The organism is Streptomyces sp. NPDC054786, from assembly GCF_053611685.1.
The window spans coordinates 1-17540 of record NZ_JBSHAW010000064.1; the positions used below are offsets into that span (position 1 = coordinate 1).

A 17540-nucleotide genomic window follows, 5' to 3' on the forward strand; every position below is an offset into this window, starting at 1 on the left:
TGCGGGCGGGGGTGGGGTGGCCACCTGTGGGGGGGGCCTTGGGGGACCGGGGGGGGGGTGAGGGGGCCGTGGGGGGGGGGTTGCCGCGCCCCGGGCTGTGCGGGCGGCCGCCCGCAACGCCTTCTCCAGGTCGGCGACGGTGTCCCGTACCCGCGTCGTCCGCTGCTGTCGGGCAGCACGGAAGATTTCAGTGAGCGAGCCTGTGACTTGGGCACTGAAATCTTCCGCGCGATGGCTCATGTGGGTTCGGGTGCAGCGATTGCTTCAGTGTCGGGTGGCAGTGGGTCAGCGTTTGACGCGGTTGCGGACGGCGAGGACCGCGAGGCCCAGAAGGAGGGGCTCGGCCAGGCGGGAGGTCATCTCGATGTAGGTGCCGGCGGTGGTCAGGTCCTGGTCGGCGGAGCGGAAGACCACCGAGTTGAGCGTGACGTTCAGGGCCTTCTCGAAACGCTCGCCGGTGAACCGGTTCCCCGTGGGGTTGTGCGGTTCGTCCTTGTCGATCTCGAAGGTGACCGTGCCTCCGCCGACGGGGACGGTGCCGGTCGCTTCCTGCTTCGGGGCGTCCTTGGGGAGGCCGACGCTCATCAGGAGCACGATGGTGACGAGCATGGCGGCGGCGAGCCAGCCCAGAGCCCGGGAGGCGCGCAGGCCGTAGCCGGACAGCGCCCAGTAAGCGGTCAGAAGGCTTCGCTCGCTTCGGGGGATGTCGTCGGCGTGGCGGCGCATCTCCATCTCTCCGTAATAGAAGTCGGCGGCCCCAGGCTCATGCTTGCCATCCTCGAACGCTTTGCGCAGCGCGCGGTACACCGGTGCCAGTTGCAACGGCCCGACGCGCCCGGCGCCGAACACTGCCACGTTCCAGCCCCGGGCCGCCGATGGCTCGCTCGCGCGCCAGTGGTGTTCTTCGGCGAGGGTGCGGCGCTGGGTGAACCGTACGGGGCGCCAGCCCCGCCAATGCACTGCGGGCGGCACCGTGTCGAAGATGCAGGCACCCTCCAGTCGCAGCTGGTCCAGGTGCACGGTTCCGGTGAACAGGCATCCCGCGAGGTCGACGTCGGCGAGGACCAGGTGGGCCGCGTCCACCCCGCGCAACGAGGCCATCCGCACCGCGGCGTCGGGCGCATCGGCAAGAACCTGTTCGTCCACCGTCTGTCCGTCGGGGAGTACGAAGGGGTTGGCCTCCGCGGCGATCGTGAGGGGGTATTCGAAGACAGCGTGGGCGAAGTCCACTGTGGCGTAGCGCAGACGTAACTCGGCCGTTGATGTCCAGCGGGTTCGCAAGCACTCCAGCCGGCGCGCAGCGAACGAGAGGTTCGCTGGGCTGCTGAACGTCGCCTCGGAGAGCACAAACCGCCCGGCGCACACCAAGGGGCCGAGGGTGACCAGCCGCTCGAAGGTCGCCTCATCGAACCTAGCGTCGCCCTCGAAAACTGCCGACCGGAAGTGGGCGGCGCCCTGGAAGGTTGCGTACCCGAATGAGGCGTGAGCCTCGAAGGTCACCTGCCCGAACTGGCCGGTGCCCTGGAAGGCCGCCCGCACAAAAGAGGCGTCCTGGAAGGTCGCCGAGTCGAACTGGGCGAGGTGCTCGAAGGTCGCCGAGTCGAACTTGGTGATGCCCTGGAAGGTCGCCGAGTCGAACCATGCGAGGTCGTGGAAGGTCGCCGATCTGAACCCGGCGTAGCCCTGGAAGCTCGCCGTGTCGAAATGGGCGTAGCCCTGGAAGGTCGCCGACTCGAAGCGAGCGAGGCCCTGGAAGGTCGCCGAGTCGAACCACGCAAGGCCCTCGAAGGTCGCCGAGTCGAACCACGCGTGGCCCTGGAAGGTCGCCCTTACGAATTGGGCATCGTCTTGGAAGGTCGCCGAGTCGAACCGGGCTTCGCCGAGGCGGGGGTGTCCGGTGGCGGGGTCGAGGAGGGCGTCGAGGAGGGCATCGAGAAGGGGTTCGGTGAAGGAGGTGCCGCGATGGTCGATGTCGGCGCCGGGTGTCAGGCCATCCAGGTAGGCGTCGCGGTCGGCGTCGGCCAGATGGGCGAGGCAGACGGTGTGACCAGGGGCGTGAATGCCGCGGCAGCCGACCGTGTCCTCCGGGGTAGTGCCGTGGCCACAGTGCGGCCAGTCAGGCGGAGTCGGGGACGGTTCAGGGCTCGGGTGTGGCATACCCGAAGGGACGATCGAGCACGGTCGATGGTTGCCGAGCTCGCCTCCGACACGGCCAGCACTGAAATCTTCGCTGCGGCACTGAAGGACGTATCGAAATGAATCGTGCTCCACTGAAATCTTCCGTGCGTTCCGACAGCTGCCTTGGCGGCCTGGTCGACAGAGTCGAGGAGGCGGCGGGCACGAACTGGGCGAGCTCGTCGAGTCCGGGCCAGACGCCAGCGAGGGTGGCGTCGGTGGCGAGCTGTCCCAGCAGCTCGCGTACGGCGTCGTGCCGCTGGGCCCAGCCGTAGGTCCGCGGGCCGCCCGGTTCCCGCCTCATGACGGCCTCACCTGCGCGAAGTCCCCGCTCCGGGCCGCCCGCGCCGTGCTGTTCCCGCGTCCTGCCGCTGCGCCCGGTGGCGCGGGCCTGGAGCGTACGGCCCGCCGTCCGGCGGGGAGTTGGGGCGTCACCGCCACTGCAATGCCTCGGCGGTCGGTGAGCAGGGCGCTGCCGTCGAGGACGAGGGTCAGGCGCTCGGCGAGCTCGTCGCGGTGGGGAGAGGCTCTGCGAGGGCGCGGCCCATCAGATACAGGTCCGGGCTGTCGGCGCCGTCGGGGAGGGATTCAGAGGAGCCGGCGGGCGGCGCCCGGTGCTCCTCGTCGCCGAGGTGGAGGCCCAGACGGTGCTCTACGACGGCGCGGGCCGCCGCAAGGAAGCCGTGGGCGTCTAGCCGCGCTGCGACGCCGAGTTCACCGTCGTGCCTGGCCACTGATTCTGTTCCTCCCGCTCGGCCGGCGCCCCGGCCGCCCTCGTCCGGCTGGCGGTCCGTCCCGTCCATGCTGCTCCCGGCCGGACTGATGTCCGCCGATGCTCGTGTGGACGGCCGCGCTCCGTCGACGTCCTCGTCGGCGCCGGTGCGGCGGGCGCGTGCCCGGTCGGTGAGCTGGTGGAGGTGGTCGATCCAGCCATGCATGAACACCTCCGCCCCGCCCTGTTCGGCCCCGGGCAGCCGCAGCAGCCCCTCCCCGGTGTCGGCCTGTTCGGTGAGCACCGACTCCAGCCAGGTGGCGAGCGCGGCGATTTCAGGGGCGAGGCACATGGTCAGGGCGTGCACGACGCCTGACGGGTTGATCATCAGGGTGGTTAGCAGCGGGCCCGGGACAAACGCCTGGTCAAGGCCCGGGAAGAGCTCGACAGCTGCAGCGCAGGGCCGGCGGCCGCTACTGCAACACTGCAGAGAAGATCGCCGCCCGCATCGGCGTGATCGCCAAAGCCCGCCGCGTCACTGGCTGCCTGCGTACCTCCATCACCACCGACGCCACCGGACGGCCCACCTTCGACTGGCACTTTGACCAAGACGTCCTCCAGGCCGAAGCCGCCATCGACGGCTGGTACACGCGGCTGACCACCCTCACCCCCGAACATGCCGACACCGCAGAGGTACTGCGGTGTTACAAGGGCCAAGGCACCGTCGAGCGCCGCTACAGCGACTTCAAGGGCCTCCTGGCAGTCACCCCCGTCTTCGTGCAGGACAACAAGAGGGTTGCCGCACTGGTGACGGTGATCTGCCTGGCCCTGCTCGTGTTCTGCCTGATCGAGCGCCAGGCCCGCCGGGCCCTCGGGAGCGACCAGAGGATGCCCGGGCTCTATCCCGGCAACCAGCAGGTCCGGCCCACCGGCCGGATGATCCTCTACCATCTCTCTGGCCTGCGGCTACGCGTCGTCGGCGCCACCGACCCGACCATCATCGTCATCAGCCGCGGCGTCCAGCTCCATTTCCTCGACCTCCTCGGCCTGGAACCGACGCGTCCCCGCTGGCCAGAGACCTGAACGAGCTACCCGTGGCGCGCCATGGGCCATCCTGGGGGCGTTGACGGCATAGCCCACAACCAGGGGCGCGCCGCCCGTGCAGGTGCGCGTCCTTCCCTCAGCGTCGGTGGGCGTACGGAGGATGACCAAGTGGTCTCCGGAGGCACGTGCCCTGTGGCAAGCTCATCTCCCTGGGGGAGAGGAACGACTGATGGCCCATTACCAATGCGGATCGTGCTCGTATCAGAGCGACCATCTCGGCGAGGCTCAACAGCACTTGCACCAGACGGGCCACGTTTGTATCGGCAAGGGCGGTGTCGGGCCAGCCGGAGGTAAGTTCGGCAAAGCCAGGGTCGTGGGTAAGGCCGGCGTCAGCGTTCTGGCCGCCACCACCATCGGGCTCCTCGCCTGGAAGTATAAGGGGCTTCAGGAAGAGCACGAGGGGCTCCAGACGAAGCACGAGGGGCTCCTGTCCATGGCTGCCGGACTGGTTGTGCAGTTGGCGGAGTCGACGGCGGAGAACGAGAGCCTGAAGTCAGAGAACGACTACCTGAAGTCGGCCACCGGTGCCTCGAAGACGCTCAAGAGCTACGACTGCTGAGTGAGGGCGTACTGCGGGTAGTGCCACTGGTGGACGGGTGCCCCGGAGCTCGATGCCGTTGGAAGGTCGAGCGGGTGCCGGCCCAGCTCAGCGCTAGATCCGTTCTCCGCAGGTCACCCATTCGAGAAGATCAACTGATCGCAGCGGGCCAGCCACCGATCAGCGCAGCGGTCCGAGTTGCAGAACAACGCGGGAACGGCCGCTCAGGCCGGGAGCTGTGGCCTGGTGGTTGGGTCTGGCGGGCGGCGAGGGTGCGCTAATTTCGTGCCGTATGGAAGACACCTCCCCACTGCGTCAGGCCGTCCTTGCCTGGCTCGAGCTGGCACGGGACCTGCCCTCGATACCCCAGGCAATCACCGATGTGGCTCTGTCGACGCAGCCGGAGTTCGATGCCGTGATCAACGCGGTGGTGGGCGCCGCGCCGAAATCCGAACACCGCGACCTGTACGGCAAGGCCGATGGTGACTGGATGCCCCGATGGTCCACGCTCTTGAGCGGATCAGGGCTGGGGGACGCGACCCGTCTGGTTGCCCAGGGGGCGACGGTGCCGGTGGAAGAGGTTGCGGACAGCTTCGTCGCCTTCTGCACGGCGCCCGCGCCGGCAGTGGAGGACTGGCTGTTGCTGACCGGCGATCTCCCCGAGGGGGCACGGATCCCGCTGGGCCGGTACACCCTTCAGACCTTCACCGCCGACGAACTGAGGCAGTTGGGCCAGATGCCCGCCCTTTACGGCCTTCAGCCGGGCGGGCTCGACCTCCGTCTCCTGGCTGGTGCGCCGTTCGTCCACGCCCCCGATCCGGACCGTGCCTCGGACCGCAGTGGCGCGCCCTGGTTCGATTTCACCGGCCCGCGGCCGGAGGCCCGGCACTGGAGGGCGCTGCTGCCGTTGATCCTGTGGAGCCCCGAACTCCTGCATGTCGACGCGGTGTTCGACGTCGAACGCGGTCGCGAGTTCGGGCTGCACCCAAACCACGTGCCCACCACCCTCCAGATCTACGAGGACCATGACGGCAGGCAGGAGGAAGTCGAGGTCCGCGAGACTGGCACCTTCCACGTCACCCAGGCGCAACTCCCGCGCCTGCAAGCCTTCTGCTCCGCCGTGACCGCAAAGATCGACGCCGTCGTGGACGGCGCCACCAGCAGCCGAAGGCTGCCCAGGAGGCGCGCCCTGCGCCTGGAGCGCGCGGCCCGGCACCTGGTGCAGGCCCACCAGCGCACCCACAGCGACTACGGCGTGTGGGAGCAGGAGGCTGACGAGCTGCACCTAGACTACGTCATCACGCTGGAAGCCCTGATGGCTAGCCCCGACGACAAGCACGAGGGCGTCAGCGAAAGGATCCGGTCCCGTGCAGCCGCCCTGTTTTTCACCCCGTCTCTGCGCCAGCAGGTCGAGACAATTGTGCAGGATGCGTACAGCGCGCGCTCCAAGTACGTGCATGGGGACGTCCTCAAAAACCAGGACGAGAGCGAGAAGCTGGCCGCCCTGCGTGACCTCAGTCTGATCGTGCGGCAGGTTGTTCTGCGCTGGCTCGTCCTCACCCCCTGCGACACTGAAGACCTCGCACCCCTCCTCGACGCTGCTGCTGCCGGCACCGGCCGCGAACGCGCCGTCGATGAACCCCTGCGTGCCTTCTTCCGCGCAACGCCGCCGCAGGACCGCCTCGGGCTCTGAGCCGGACCACAGGGCCGGTCGTGAGCAGTGCGACGCGGCCCCCTGTTCCTCGGCAGGCGACTGGCAGCAGTGCGAGGGCGGGCAGCCGACGTTGGACGGTCCGCGTGTTGGGGCCACACCCGGTTTTCCTCGCCGGTCCGGGGCAGGTCGGATGTGGCTGGCACCGGCGGGGGAGTCAGGTGGTGTCGAATTCCGCTACCGCCGCCGTGGCTCGCTGGTCTGCCTCTGTTTGCAGGGTCTCCCAGTCGGCGGGTGCCTGGCGTGTTCCTGCCGCCAGGACCGCGGCGCGTACGGCGGTGCGGACATCGCCGGGGCCCACCCGCAGCCCGGCTCCCCTGAGGCCCTGGATTTCCGACAGCGCCTGCGCGGCGGCCTGGTCGAGGTCGGGGGCTGCCCCGGCAGACGTGCCCGCAGCGTCCCTGCACACCACGATGACGTCGATGCGGTTGGGCTCCGCCGCTGCGGTCTTGGAGAGACTGGTGGCCACTTCGGCGATCATGGCGCGGGTGGTGGTGACGGTGAAGCCGGCGTCGGACAGCGACCGCATCAGAGCGCACCAGCCCCTGGTCTGCGACTGGTGGAAGCTGAACAGGAGGCAGCCGCCCGGTTTGAGGACGCGCCGGCACTCGCGCCAGACGCGGGCTGCGGTGGCTTGAAATCCATCAGGGGCGGCGTTCTGTACTTCTTGGACGGCCCGGGTGCTGGGTATGTCCGGGTAGTCCTGGTAGGGGCGCATGGCGCTGAGCCACGCGTGGAAGAAGTCGGCCAGTTCCGAGTAGTGGACGTTGTCGACGTAGGGGGGGTCGGTGACGATGAGGTCCACGCTGTTGTCGGGAAGATCCGTTTGCGAGGCATCGCCGGTGATGGTGTAGGCCGTTGCGGGATCCCGTGCGAACTGCTGCCACGTCGTGCTCAGGGGGCGGGCGACGGGCAACGAGGACTGGTCGGCGGCGAGGATCCGGCCGGCCTCGGCCCTGAAGTCCAGCGGGGTGTTCTTGTACTGGGCCGCTTTGTGCAGGCGGGTGAGCACCCCGGAGAACCCGGCCGATCCCCCCTGGGCACCCCAGGGGTCTCCTTCGACGCTGCACCGCTCCGGTCGCAGTACGTGGTTGTGGAAGATCGAGCGGACCGGGCCGGTGCCCTCCCCCTTGTAGGAGCAGAAGAGGTTGTGGTGTTCGACGGTTCTGCCGAACGATGCGATGAGCGCCTCGCGTTCCGCGGAGGCCCCGGGCAGATCGCGCAGCGCCGCGCCGATCAGTCCGAGGCTGTAACGCTGGCGCTCGTTGAAGAACCGCTCCCAGGAGTCGTACCCCCAGCGCAGCGCCTGGACCGTGCTGACGCCTTCCTCCAGCGTGCCGAGCGGGCGTACGAGCTCATCGGGGGATGTGTCGGCGAGGGACTTCGCCGCCTTGTCGTACAGGCAGAGGTCGAAGTCGTCGATCGCCCGGTACTCACGCTGGCCGTCGGCGCGCAGCACCAACTTCGCGTACATGCGCCGTTCCGGGACGGCGCCATTCAGCGCACCAATGACAGGGGTTCGGTGCCCGTGACGGCACGTCATAAACCGTCCTCGAACGGCCCCTTGAAACGAGAAGACCATGCCGCAGGCGAGGCAGTGTCCCCCCTCGTCCTTGCTCAGGTCGGTGACGCAGATGCCCCGGCAGCCCGGGCATATGGCCTGTGCGCGTGGGAATCGGCGCGGGTACGCATGGCGGGCGAAGACCCGGGTGGTGAAGAGTTCCACGTCCTCGCCGCACTCCGGGCAGTACGCGAGGGCCACCCAGAAGTAGTGCAGCACCGGCTCGTTGGAGACGGTGCGGTGCAGTTCCTGGACGGGACGGGCGCACTTCCTGACGACCTGCCCGAAGAGGTCCGCGAGCACCTCTAGATCCCATGGCTGTAGCGCCTGCCGCTGGGTGAGCGTCGCGACGGGGTTGATGTCGCGGCCGATGACGGCGGCCCCGAGTTTGGCCGCCTCGACAAGGGTGGTGCCCGATCCGGCGAAGGGGTCATAGACGACGAGCCCCCGCAGCCTGGCCGCGGCGTCCGCAACGGAGTCGTCCGGCCCGGACACGGCAGCCAACAGTAAGTGGCGTGCGACGCTGCCCAGGCGCCTCGCCCACCACTTGTGCACGTAGGTCGCGGGCCGGTGCACCTCCTTGCGCCACGACTCGTGCTCGGCGATCCGGCTCCACTCCACTGGCGCCGGTCCGGCCTCGAGAAGTGAGGCCGAGGGGAGGCCCGCCCCTGGCTTCTCGTTCATGTGTACGCCCCCAGTGGTCCGAACCCGGATCCACCGCCCTCGGATTGGGCAGGAGCAGGTGACGGCCTGTCAACGTGCGTTACTGTAACGGCAGGTAGTGGGGGGATACCAGATGGGTGATGGCGCGCGTGACGTATCTGGACTGTCTCGTCCCTCCCGACGCGGGCCCGGCCGACTTCTTCGAGCGAGTGCAGGCCCTTCGCATGACGGACCGCGGCCGCACCGTCGATCTCGGCCCGCTGGACCGTGCCACCCTGACCCTGTTGTCCCGCGCATTATCGAGTGATCAACACAGCGTGTACCTGGGCCTCCCGCGCGGGCGGCACGACCTGGCCGTGCTGATTGGGATCTACCTCCAGCTCGTACGGCGCGGGGCAGAGCTGACCGGCGGATCACCTTGCCCGGTCCCTGACGGACCGGTGGTGGTCGTCGGACTGCGCACCAACGTCACCGTACGGCTGGCACAGCTCGCGATCGGTAGGCAGAACCTCTCACGAGCCCTGCGCATGCAGAGAATCCGCGGTGACGGGCGGGTTGTTGACCTCCGAGGAAAGATCACCAGGGCTGTCGACTCGCCCTCGGGGCTGTTCTACCTCAACACCGCGCTCGGCAGGCCCTCGCTGGGGACCAGCGTCGGCACTGTCGTCATCGACCGCACCAGCATGGCCAACGACCAGTCCTGGGAGCGCGCGTTGGCCTGGGCGAGCGAGCACGACGCCGCTCGCGTCGTGGCCGTGGCCGACCTGGGCACCCAGCCGGGCAGCAACCGGGCCTGGACGCAGTGGCCGTGGACTCCCGCGCTGCGCACCGACGTGCGGCACACCCTCGGGCACCGCCCCGCATACGGCCCCCTGACCAGCAACGCCCTCCTTGCCCACCGCCCGGCAGCCGCACCAAGCGTGGCGGTATACCGCCACGAGCAGCTCGCCGAGCTGTACCGGACGGTCGTGGCGGGTGTGGTCGCAGCACGGCGTGTCCACACGTTGGAGCCCTGGCCGCAGCCGATCGCCGACGCCGTGCGTCTGCTCAACCTGCTGTGGTGCAGCTGGGGTTCGATCGGGAGGCAAGACGCCTGGCAGGTACTGATGGGGCGCGGCAGCGGCGCACGGGCGCTGGCCCGGTCGGTGTCCCGCGGGACATTGGAGGGGCGGGCCGGGCCGTGGGAGCTGTTCCGCGAGACCCAATGGCCCGACCTTCGGCGCGGCGTGCTGAACCTGTATGAACTGTTGTACGACGGCAACCCGCGCTGGGACCTGCTGCTTGCGCTGATCGATTGGGCGCGGGCCGACCGGGCAGGCGTCCCCGTTCTCGTCCGCACCCGCTCCCGCTCCGCCGCCGCGGCTGTCGCCGAGGAGCTGGCCGACGCACTCGGCGGTGATGCCGACTCCCTGCTGCTCGCCCCCCGGCCCGGGCCCGCCGCCGGCGGGGGAGCCGGCGCGCTGCACGTGATGCCCTATGCGGAACGCCTGGTCTGGGACGCCTCGCCGAGGTTCGAGCTTCACCTCGGTGTCCCCTCGACCTTGCGCACCGGCGTGCTGTTCTCCGGTGCTGCCGATGAACACGTCGCCGTGGTGGAGCAGAGCGAGTACACGTGGCTGGAGCGTTCAGCCAGCCGCGCGCTGCACGGCTGGCACGAGCAGATACGCCAGACCGCCGCGGTGCTGAGGCTGGGCGAGGTACCGGAGCCGGCGACGCCCCCGCTGCCCGTCGCGTACGGCCCCGTCGACCTCTCCGGACCGTCCCTCGCACCAGAAGAGCCGCCCCAGCACGACAGTCGGCTCGCCCTCGACCTCTCGGCGCTCTTTGAGGACTACGACGCCCCGGCCAGGGCAATCAGCATCCCGGCGGCCCCCGGCCGCGGTGCCACAGCGGTGGCGGCGGACGGCCCGGTGCCGGCCACGGCCGTGCTCACCGAACCCGACGGGGCAGTGCTCTGGCTGCGCAGTGACGAGCAGGTCGACGTCCTCATCGGTCAGCGCTACGCCAGGATGCCCGTGACCGCGCTCACCCCCGGCAGCCGACTCCTGCGCGCACGCGGCGACGGGCCGTCCAGACTCCACGACCGGCTCGTCATGGTGATCCACGACAGCGCCGAAGTGACCGCCATGGACACGATGATCGGCTACTTCCGCCAGGCCATCACCACCGTGCACGAGCAACGAGGGTCGTGGCCAAACGTGCTCACCGCCCTGAAGAACCTCGGAAGCGAGGTCTCGTCCTGGCAGGCGGTGAGCAAATGGGCCGACGGCAGCGTCATCGCCCCGGAGGACCCGCAAGACATCCACCGGGTTGCCCTGCTGGCCCGGGACACCCGGCTGACCGCAGGAGGCACGTGGCAGCGCCTGGCCCGCATGGCGGAGGAACTACGCCGCTTACACCGGGCGCTGGGCCACACCGCGGCGGCAGCGATGACCGAGGCCGCACGGGGCACGGAAGGCCCCGCGCTTCGCCAGCTGAAGACACTGTGCTCCGGGATCGACGTCTCGGAGGTCCTCGAGGAGTTCGACCTGGTCGTCGTCCGCCGCATCGGTGGCCAGAAGGGCATGTCCGCGGACGCCCTGGGCCGCGTACCAGGCCCCCGCAGCGCAAGCAGCTCACCACAGGAGACGCCGTGAACGATGCCCGCACCAACCCGCTGGCGCCGCACCCCGACAGCGCCGCGGACAACCAGCGGGAGACAGTGCTGATCGACCACCTGACGCGGGTCCTCGCCGACAGACTCGCCGACCGCAGCGGCGCCCCGCACAAACCCCCATGGACACCACGCGACCACGTAGTCGTCGGAGTGCTGCCCGCCGTCGCGGTCCCGCCGCGACATCTGCCGGCACCAGACGAGGCGACGGCCGACCCGAGCGGCCGGCCCGTCGAGTCCCTGCGCGGCACGCAGGCGCCCCCGGTCCTGGCACTCGACTTCCGGGTGCGCACCGCCCCCGGCCGCAGGACCGCACAACTCGCCGTCCATTGCCGATTCGCCCTGTACCTGGAGGACATCGCCAGCTACGCCGAGCACATGGCGTACCTGCGCGGCAACGAAGACCCATCCGGCGCACAGACCCGGGCAGGAGAGCTGTTAGGCGTCTGGCGCCGCCATGACATTCACGTACCCGACCTGGTGATCGAAGTGCCGCTTGGGGAAAGCGACGTCGATCCGCAGGCATTCAGCGAGGCCCAGCAGGTGCTGGACCGGGCGGTCCGCCGCGCGGTGGACGCGCACTTCGCCCGCCCCGAGGCCCGTCGCCCGCTCACCGCGGGGCCGCAGGGCCGCCAGGGGCGGCGCAGGCGCAACGTGCTCCCCGCGGAGGCCATGGCCGACGAGGATGCCTTCCACCGCCACGTCGCGGCACTGCTGGACCGCGACACAGCCCCTTGCGCACCCCAGCTGGTGCTGTCCGCGCACGCCCAAGCCCTGGACGGCGGCGACCACCTCATACGCGTCTCCCTGCACAACCAAAGCGACACGGCGCAGAGCGACTGGCAGGACCTCTCCGTGTACGACTGCCGCTTCGCGGTCCTTCCCGGAGACGGCATCAGCATCGTGCCCCAGCGCTTCCACCTTGCCTCCCGCGACTACCGGCTGGAGGCGCTGGCGGAGGTGATCGGTCGCGGTACCGGCTGCGCAGCAGTTCTCCACGGCAGCGGTCTGCGGACCGAGACCCTGCCCGTCCATGTCCAACGCACCGTCGTGCCCCGCCAAGCCGGGGTGCGGCACCCGCGGTGGCGTGAGCTCGCCGACGACCCGGCCCCGATCCTGGACTCCGTCGAGGTCGCGATGGCCCGCTACTCCCGGGAGTTCGCCGCCGCCTGCAGTGCCGCCCAGCAGCTGCCGCACCACAAGGCCATCGAAGCCGACCACGCCCAGTTCGACGACGAGGCCAGACGGTTCGGCCTCGGCCGCGAGTGCCTGGACCTGGATCCGGACCTCAAACTCGCCTTCCGGCTAGCCAACGAGGTCTTCGCCCGCTTCAACGACGACCGCACGTACGACAGTTGGCGGCTCTTTCAGCTGGTCTACATCGTCTCCCACCTGCCGGCCCTCGCCGTGCGCGAGCACCCGCAGCGGGCGGACCTGCGCGCTGAACTCGACCACACCGACGTGCTGTGGTTTCCCGCGGGCGGGGGGAAGACCGAGGCGTACCTGGGGCTGATCCTCACGGCCCTGTTCTACGACCGGCTGCGAGGCAAGCACGCAGGGGTCACCGCCTGGCTGCGCTTCCCGCTGCGTATGCTCAGCGTGCAGCAACTCGACCGCACCCTGCGCATGCTGATCGCCGCCGAGGAGCTCCGCGTCGAACGCGGGATCGGATCCCCCCACGACGACCCGTTCGCGCTCGGCTACCTGGCCGGCGGGACGGGCAGCCCCAACGACCTCCACTGGGATGGGGGCTGGTGGCGCGGCTGGGAGACCGAGGCCGCCGCCACCCGGGCGGGGACCTTCGCCGAAGACCACCTGCGTGACCGGCTCGTGATCACCTGCCCCTACTGCGAGGGCGACAGCGTACGGCTGCGCCTGGACACCGATGCGGTCCGCCTGCATCACGAGTGCGCCGCTTGCCAGCGGATCTTGCCCCTGCACGTGAGCGACGTCGAGGTCTACCGCACCTTGCCGGCAATCGTCATCTCCACCGTCGACAAGCTCACCGGGCACAGCTGGTTCCCCGAGTTCACCGCGTTCCAGCACGGACCCAAGCACCGCTGCGCCGAGCACGGCTACTTCTCCTTCCCGCGTTTCGGAGTCTGCTCGGCAGGGCGGGACCACTGCACCGCGCCGAAGGGCGGCTACCCGGCGGCCCGCCCGATCAAGGACCCAGTACCGGCATTGACGGTGCAGGACGAGATGCACCTCCTCAAGGAGGAGCTCGGCGCATTCAACGCGCACTACGAAGGCATGATCGCCGAACTCCAGTCAGGAGCAGGCAGCGGCCTGCCCAGCAAGGTACTGGGCGCCTCCGCCACCATCGAGCAGTACCAGGACCAGCTCCGCCAGCTCTACGGCCGCCGTCCCCGCGCCTTCCCCGCACCGGGATGGAAACTCGGCGAGAGCTTCTACACCACGACCCGGCCCGACTTCCGGCGCGTTCACATCGGAGTGCTCCCGCACAAGCGCCGCAAAGCCGACGTCGCCGCGATCGTGCAGGGCGAGCTCCTCACCGAGATCGCCCGGCTCCAGGAGGAGCCCAAGGCCCTGCGCGAGCGCCTCGCCCTGCACGGGCTGCCCGACTCGGACCTCCCACGGCTCCTCTTCCCCTACGAGGTCTCCTTGGCCTATGTGAACAGCAAGCAGCACGGCACCCAGCTTGACGAGGAGCTCGGCCAGCTCTCCGACGACCTGCAGCACGCCGGACTCGACCGCGTCGAGCACGCGGTGCTCACCGGCGAAGTCCCGGTCCCCGACCTCGCCGCGGCCATCGCCCGGGTCCAACGCGAGCACCTGGACACCCCGCGAGGAGAGCGGCTGCGCGCCCTGGTCGGCACCAGCGTGCTCAGCCACGGGGTGGACCTCGAGCGCCTCAACCTCCTGGTCCTGGCCGGCATGCCGCCGACCGCCGCCGACTACATCCAGGTCACCGCCCGGGCCGGGCGAACCCACGCAGGCCTCGTCGTCACCGTCTACGACCCCGTCTCGCGCCGCGAACGCTCCATGTTCTCCAACTTTCTGAGCTACCACCGCCTGCTCGACCGCATGGTCACCCCTGTGCCCGTCAACAAGTACGCCTACTTCGCAGCCCGACGCACCCTGCCCGGCATCGTGCTGGCGCTGCTCCACGATGCCGCCCGCGACCCCGCGCTGAAGCCACCACCGGAAGGAGCCGACTACTCCAAAGACTTCAAGCGCTGGTGGAGCGCCCAACGACCACTCCTCGACCCGTGGCTGGAACGACGCATCCCAGCCTGCTACCGCGAGCGCGTGGAGGGCGTCAACGGGCGCGGACTGGAGAACGACCTCGTTGAGCGGATCATGGAGACCTGGCGGCAGGAGGAACGGCCCAACCTCAACAAGGGCGCAGAGGAAAGGCGCACCGCCTACCTGTTCCTCCAACAGCCGCTCACCAGCTTCCGCGACATCGACAAGAGCACCTCGTTCCAGTCACTGACCAGCAGCCAGGACGCCTTCAAAGCGCTCGCCACCAACACCGCCGACAGCAAGGGGGGCGAGGATGAACCGCAGCCGTAGCCAGGCCATGACTGCCTTCCTGCCCGGTGCCGTCTTCCGCCACGAACAGCGACTGCGAGGCAGGGTCCAGGCAGTCGACGGGGACGTGGTCAAAAAACTCAACGAAGACGTCATCTACGACGAGATCTCCCGCTACCTGGAGCGCTGGAGCGAAGACGCCAGGGCCGCCTTGCCCGTGCCACAGGGCCGACTGCGGCAGAACTTCGTCCTGGTCAGCCCCGACCTCGTCCGCTTCGAGGTATTTCCCCTCGTCCTCGAATGCGTACGCCGCTCCTGCCGCCGCGTGCGCACATACGTAAAGGCCCAGCAACTCGCGGCCGACCCCCGGTGCCGCACCTGCGGCGCACCACTGCGGCAACTCCCGTACTTCAACGCGCACAACTGCGGACGCATCCGCCCCATGTACGTACCCAAGTGCCGTGTCCCCGCCCACGGCTACGACCACATCGTGTTCGAGAACACGGGAAGCTTCGTCACCGCCCTCTGGCGCTGCGTCGGCCCAGGCTGTGGCGGAGCGAAGCTCCAGGGCACCTCGCAGTCCCCCTGCAGCTGCGAATGGAAGGACGCCGCCGGCCGCGCCATGATGCGGGCAAGGACGTTCAACGACACCCGCGCCTACCAAGTCCACGCTCTCCAGCTCGTCAACATCGACAACTCCGAGTTCCGGCAGTATCAGCGCCACCCCCAACGCGGCCAGATCGCTGCCGCCCACTACCTGAACCTGATCGACTCCCTGGCCGAGGGCATCGGCGACGCCTCCCAGGGCGTCACGGTGACGCGCGTGTCCCCGCAGGAATGGCAGCAGAGGGAACAACTACTGCGCCAGATGCACGTGCCGGAGGAGGAGATCGAGCAGTACCGCAGAATGATGGGCCCTGAGGAGAGCGGCCTGGCTGCTCTGCCCAACACGGACGCCGACAAGGTGCGGTGGGAACTGCTCGGCGCGGACCGCCCCTTCGTGGAACGTGCAGCCGTCTTCGACCCCGCCCAGATCCAGCGCATCACCCTCGACGACCAGTGTGTACGCTTCGCCGAGCTCCAGGACCGGCTGGCCCAGCAGACCACGGAACGCGCCCGCGAGCAGGCCCGCACTCTGGGGATCGCAGAGATCGCCGTCACCTGGGAGTTCCCCGTAGCCCGAGTCGCCTTCGGCTACACCAGAGAGGAGCACGAGCCCGAGCGGGGCGTCCTGACCGGCTTCCACAACAAGTACCACCACGACGGAAAGTACCCGGTCTACGTCGCAGCATCGGACACCGAAGCCCTCCTGGTCACCTTCTCCGCGCGTTCCGTTCTGTCGTTCCTGAGTGCCAAAGGACTCACCGTCGGGGCGGCCGAAGACGAATCGGTGGCCCGACAACGGCTGCTGGAACTGTTCACGGACCAGGACGACCCGGAAGCCGCCCGCGCGGCAGCAACCGTGCACACGGTCATCCACACCCTCGGCCACCTCCTGCTTCGGTCCCTGGACGACGGCCAAGTAGGACTGGCCGAGAACACGCTCGCCGAATGGGTCGTCACGAAGGCACTCACCGTCGCCATCTACGCCGACAACGTCCGTGAATTTACCCTCGGATCACTGTGGACCCTGCTCAGCAACCGCGTGCTCAGCTGGCTGGAGAGCACCGCCGACTCGGTGCTCAGCTGCGAGAACGACCCGCTGTGCCATCAGTCCTCACCACGCTGCTGCGAACGCTGCGTCTACCTCACGTTCGGCTGCCGGCTGTTCAACGACGACCTTGACCGGGGCCTCGCCGCAGAGTTCCTCCGCCACACCGCCGCCTCGAGCCACACATGACCGACCAACTGCGACCGCTGGTCCCGCTCGCCCAGCTACTGGAGCGCCTCGCGGGCAGCTACGCGGCAGCCGCCGAATGGACACGGGAGATCGCCAGAGCCGACACCCTTAACGCCCTCCGCGTGCACGGGGTCGCAGACGATCACGCTACCGCCGTACGCCAGCTCGCCGCCGAGTGCGGCCTACTGGGCTCAGACCGGCACGCAGGGCTCGTCCCTGCCCGCCTCTCCCAACTCCAGGTGCTCCTGGACGTCCTGGACGGCCTTGACCCACCGCCCGCAGCACCACCATCCGAGCGCCCCCTGGTGTTCACCACCCCGCGAGCCGCCGCCCACCTGGTAACGCCCCCCGTCCGACGCCTGGACCTGCTAGTCCAGGACGTCATCGCCGGAGCCAACAGCGAACTCCACATCGGCGGCCCCTTCTGGAACCGCCACGGCTGCGACCTACTGCGCGAGGTTCTGCTGCCCGCCGTCGCCGAGCGCCAGGTCGCCGTCCACTTCTACGCCCACGACCCGAGCAGCCGGGCCCAACCCCTGAACGACCTCGTCAAAGACTGCGCCGACTACGGAAGAACGTCCTTGTACTGGTGGACCGGGGCCAACCCCGGCATCATGCACGCCAAGTTCGTGGTCGCCGACCGCGCCACCGGCTACTTCGGCAGCGCGAACCTGTCCTCCCTCGGTCTTCAAGAGCACTTCGAGATCGGCATGGAACTGGGAAGCACCCAGGCATCCTCACTGGTGGACTTGTGCACCCGGCTGCGCCAGGAAGGCTTCTTTGCCCAGGTCACCGAGGGGCCGGGACGCGCACCGGACCCGCTCGTCCTCGTGGAGACCGCCGACGGGAAACGTCGCTTCGGCCAGTTGCGATCCTGGCACACCACTAGGGACGGCCGCCGTGAAGCGGACGTGCTGTGCCGCCTCTCGGACGACGCTCCGCGGCCAGCCAGAGTCCGCGTCGATGAGAGCCGCATCCGGCTCTTTCCCGGCGTCGACTACGCCAACGTGCCGGCAGACGGCGCCCGTGCAGGCGACGGCGAAACCGGATCCACCGGGTAGTTCGTGACACGAGGCGAACGGTCC

At 69.3% G+C, this 17540-nt stretch carries 10 protein-coding genes; 7 read left to right on the forward strand and 3 right to left on the reverse strand.

Annotated features, from left to right (window positions below):
• Positions 1-285 precede the first annotated feature (285 nt).
• Together ACWGI6_RS35380 and ACWGI6_RS35385 are read right to left on the reverse strand one after the other, a co-directional pair.
• Positions 286-2157: a pentapeptide repeat-containing protein gene (locus ACWGI6_RS35380; RefSeq protein WP_453271298.1), complete on the reverse strand. Its 1872-nt coding sequence runs from the start codon at positions 2155-2157 to the stop codon at positions 286-288.
• Positions 2158-2666: 509 nt separating this feature from the next.
• Complete coding sequence (locus ACWGI6_RS35385; protein WP_263267380.1) at positions 2667-3275, reverse strand: hypothetical protein; 609 nt, start codon at positions 3273-3275, stop codon at positions 2667-2669.
• A 125-nt stretch (positions 3276-3400) separates the two neighbouring features.
• Between ACWGI6_RS35385 and ACWGI6_RS35390 the strand changes: the two genes are divergently transcribed.
• From ACWGI6_RS35390 to ACWGI6_RS35400, 3 genes are all read left to right on the forward strand, one after another.
• Positions 3401-3970, forward strand: a complete 570-nt coding sequence (locus ACWGI6_RS35390) for a hypothetical protein (RefSeq protein ID WP_340490607.1) — start codon at positions 3401-3403, stop codon at positions 3968-3970.
• A gap of 190 nt (positions 3971-4160) precedes the next feature.
• Positions 4161-4550, forward strand: a complete 390-nt coding sequence (locus tag ACWGI6_RS35395) for a hypothetical protein (RefSeq protein WP_263267376.1) — start codon at positions 4161-4163, stop codon at positions 4548-4550.
• Positions 4551-4821: 271 nt separating this feature from the next.
• Positions 4822-6222, forward strand: a complete 1401-nt coding sequence (locus ACWGI6_RS35400; protein ID WP_453271299.1) for a hypothetical protein — start codon at positions 4822-4824, stop codon at positions 6220-6222.
• 175 nt (positions 6223-6397) lie between these two features.
• Here the strand turns inward: ACWGI6_RS35400 and ACWGI6_RS35405 are convergent, their stop codons facing one another.
• On the reverse strand, positions 6398-8485 hold the full coding sequence (locus tag ACWGI6_RS35405; RefSeq protein WP_395368340.1) for a DNA methyltransferase: 2088 nt from the start codon (positions 8483-8485) through the stop codon (positions 6398-6400).
• A 119-nt stretch (positions 8486-8604) separates the two neighbouring features.
• Here ACWGI6_RS35405 and ACWGI6_RS35410 point away from each other — a divergent pair, with 119 nt between their 5' ends.
• The 4 genes from ACWGI6_RS35410 to ACWGI6_RS35425 are packed head-to-tail and all read left to right on the forward strand — an operon-like array spanning position 8605 to position 17516.
• Positions 8605-11100: a DISARM anti-phage system protein DrmE domain-containing protein gene (locus ACWGI6_RS35410; RefSeq protein WP_395368338.1), complete on the forward strand. Its 2496-nt coding sequence runs from the start codon at positions 8605-8607 to the stop codon at positions 11098-11100.
• Positions 11097-14657: a helicase-related protein gene (locus ACWGI6_RS35415; RefSeq protein WP_453271300.1), complete on the forward strand. Its 3561-nt coding sequence runs from the start codon at positions 11097-11099 to the stop codon at positions 14655-14657. The genes ACWGI6_RS35410 and ACWGI6_RS35415 overlap by 4 nt, the downstream gene beginning before the upstream one ends.
• Entirely contained in the window at positions 14641-16455 is a 1815-nt protein-coding gene (locus tag ACWGI6_RS35420) for a hypothetical protein (protein WP_395368334.1), read from the forward strand. The genes ACWGI6_RS35415 and ACWGI6_RS35420 overlap by 17 nt, the downstream gene beginning before the upstream one ends.
• Complete coding sequence (locus ACWGI6_RS35425; RefSeq protein WP_453271301.1) at positions 16452-17516, forward strand: phospholipase D-like domain-containing protein; 1065 nt, start codon at positions 16452-16454, stop codon at positions 17514-17516. The genes ACWGI6_RS35420 and ACWGI6_RS35425 overlap by 4 nt, the downstream gene beginning before the upstream one ends.
• The last annotated feature ends 24 nt before the right edge of the window (positions 17517-17540 follow it).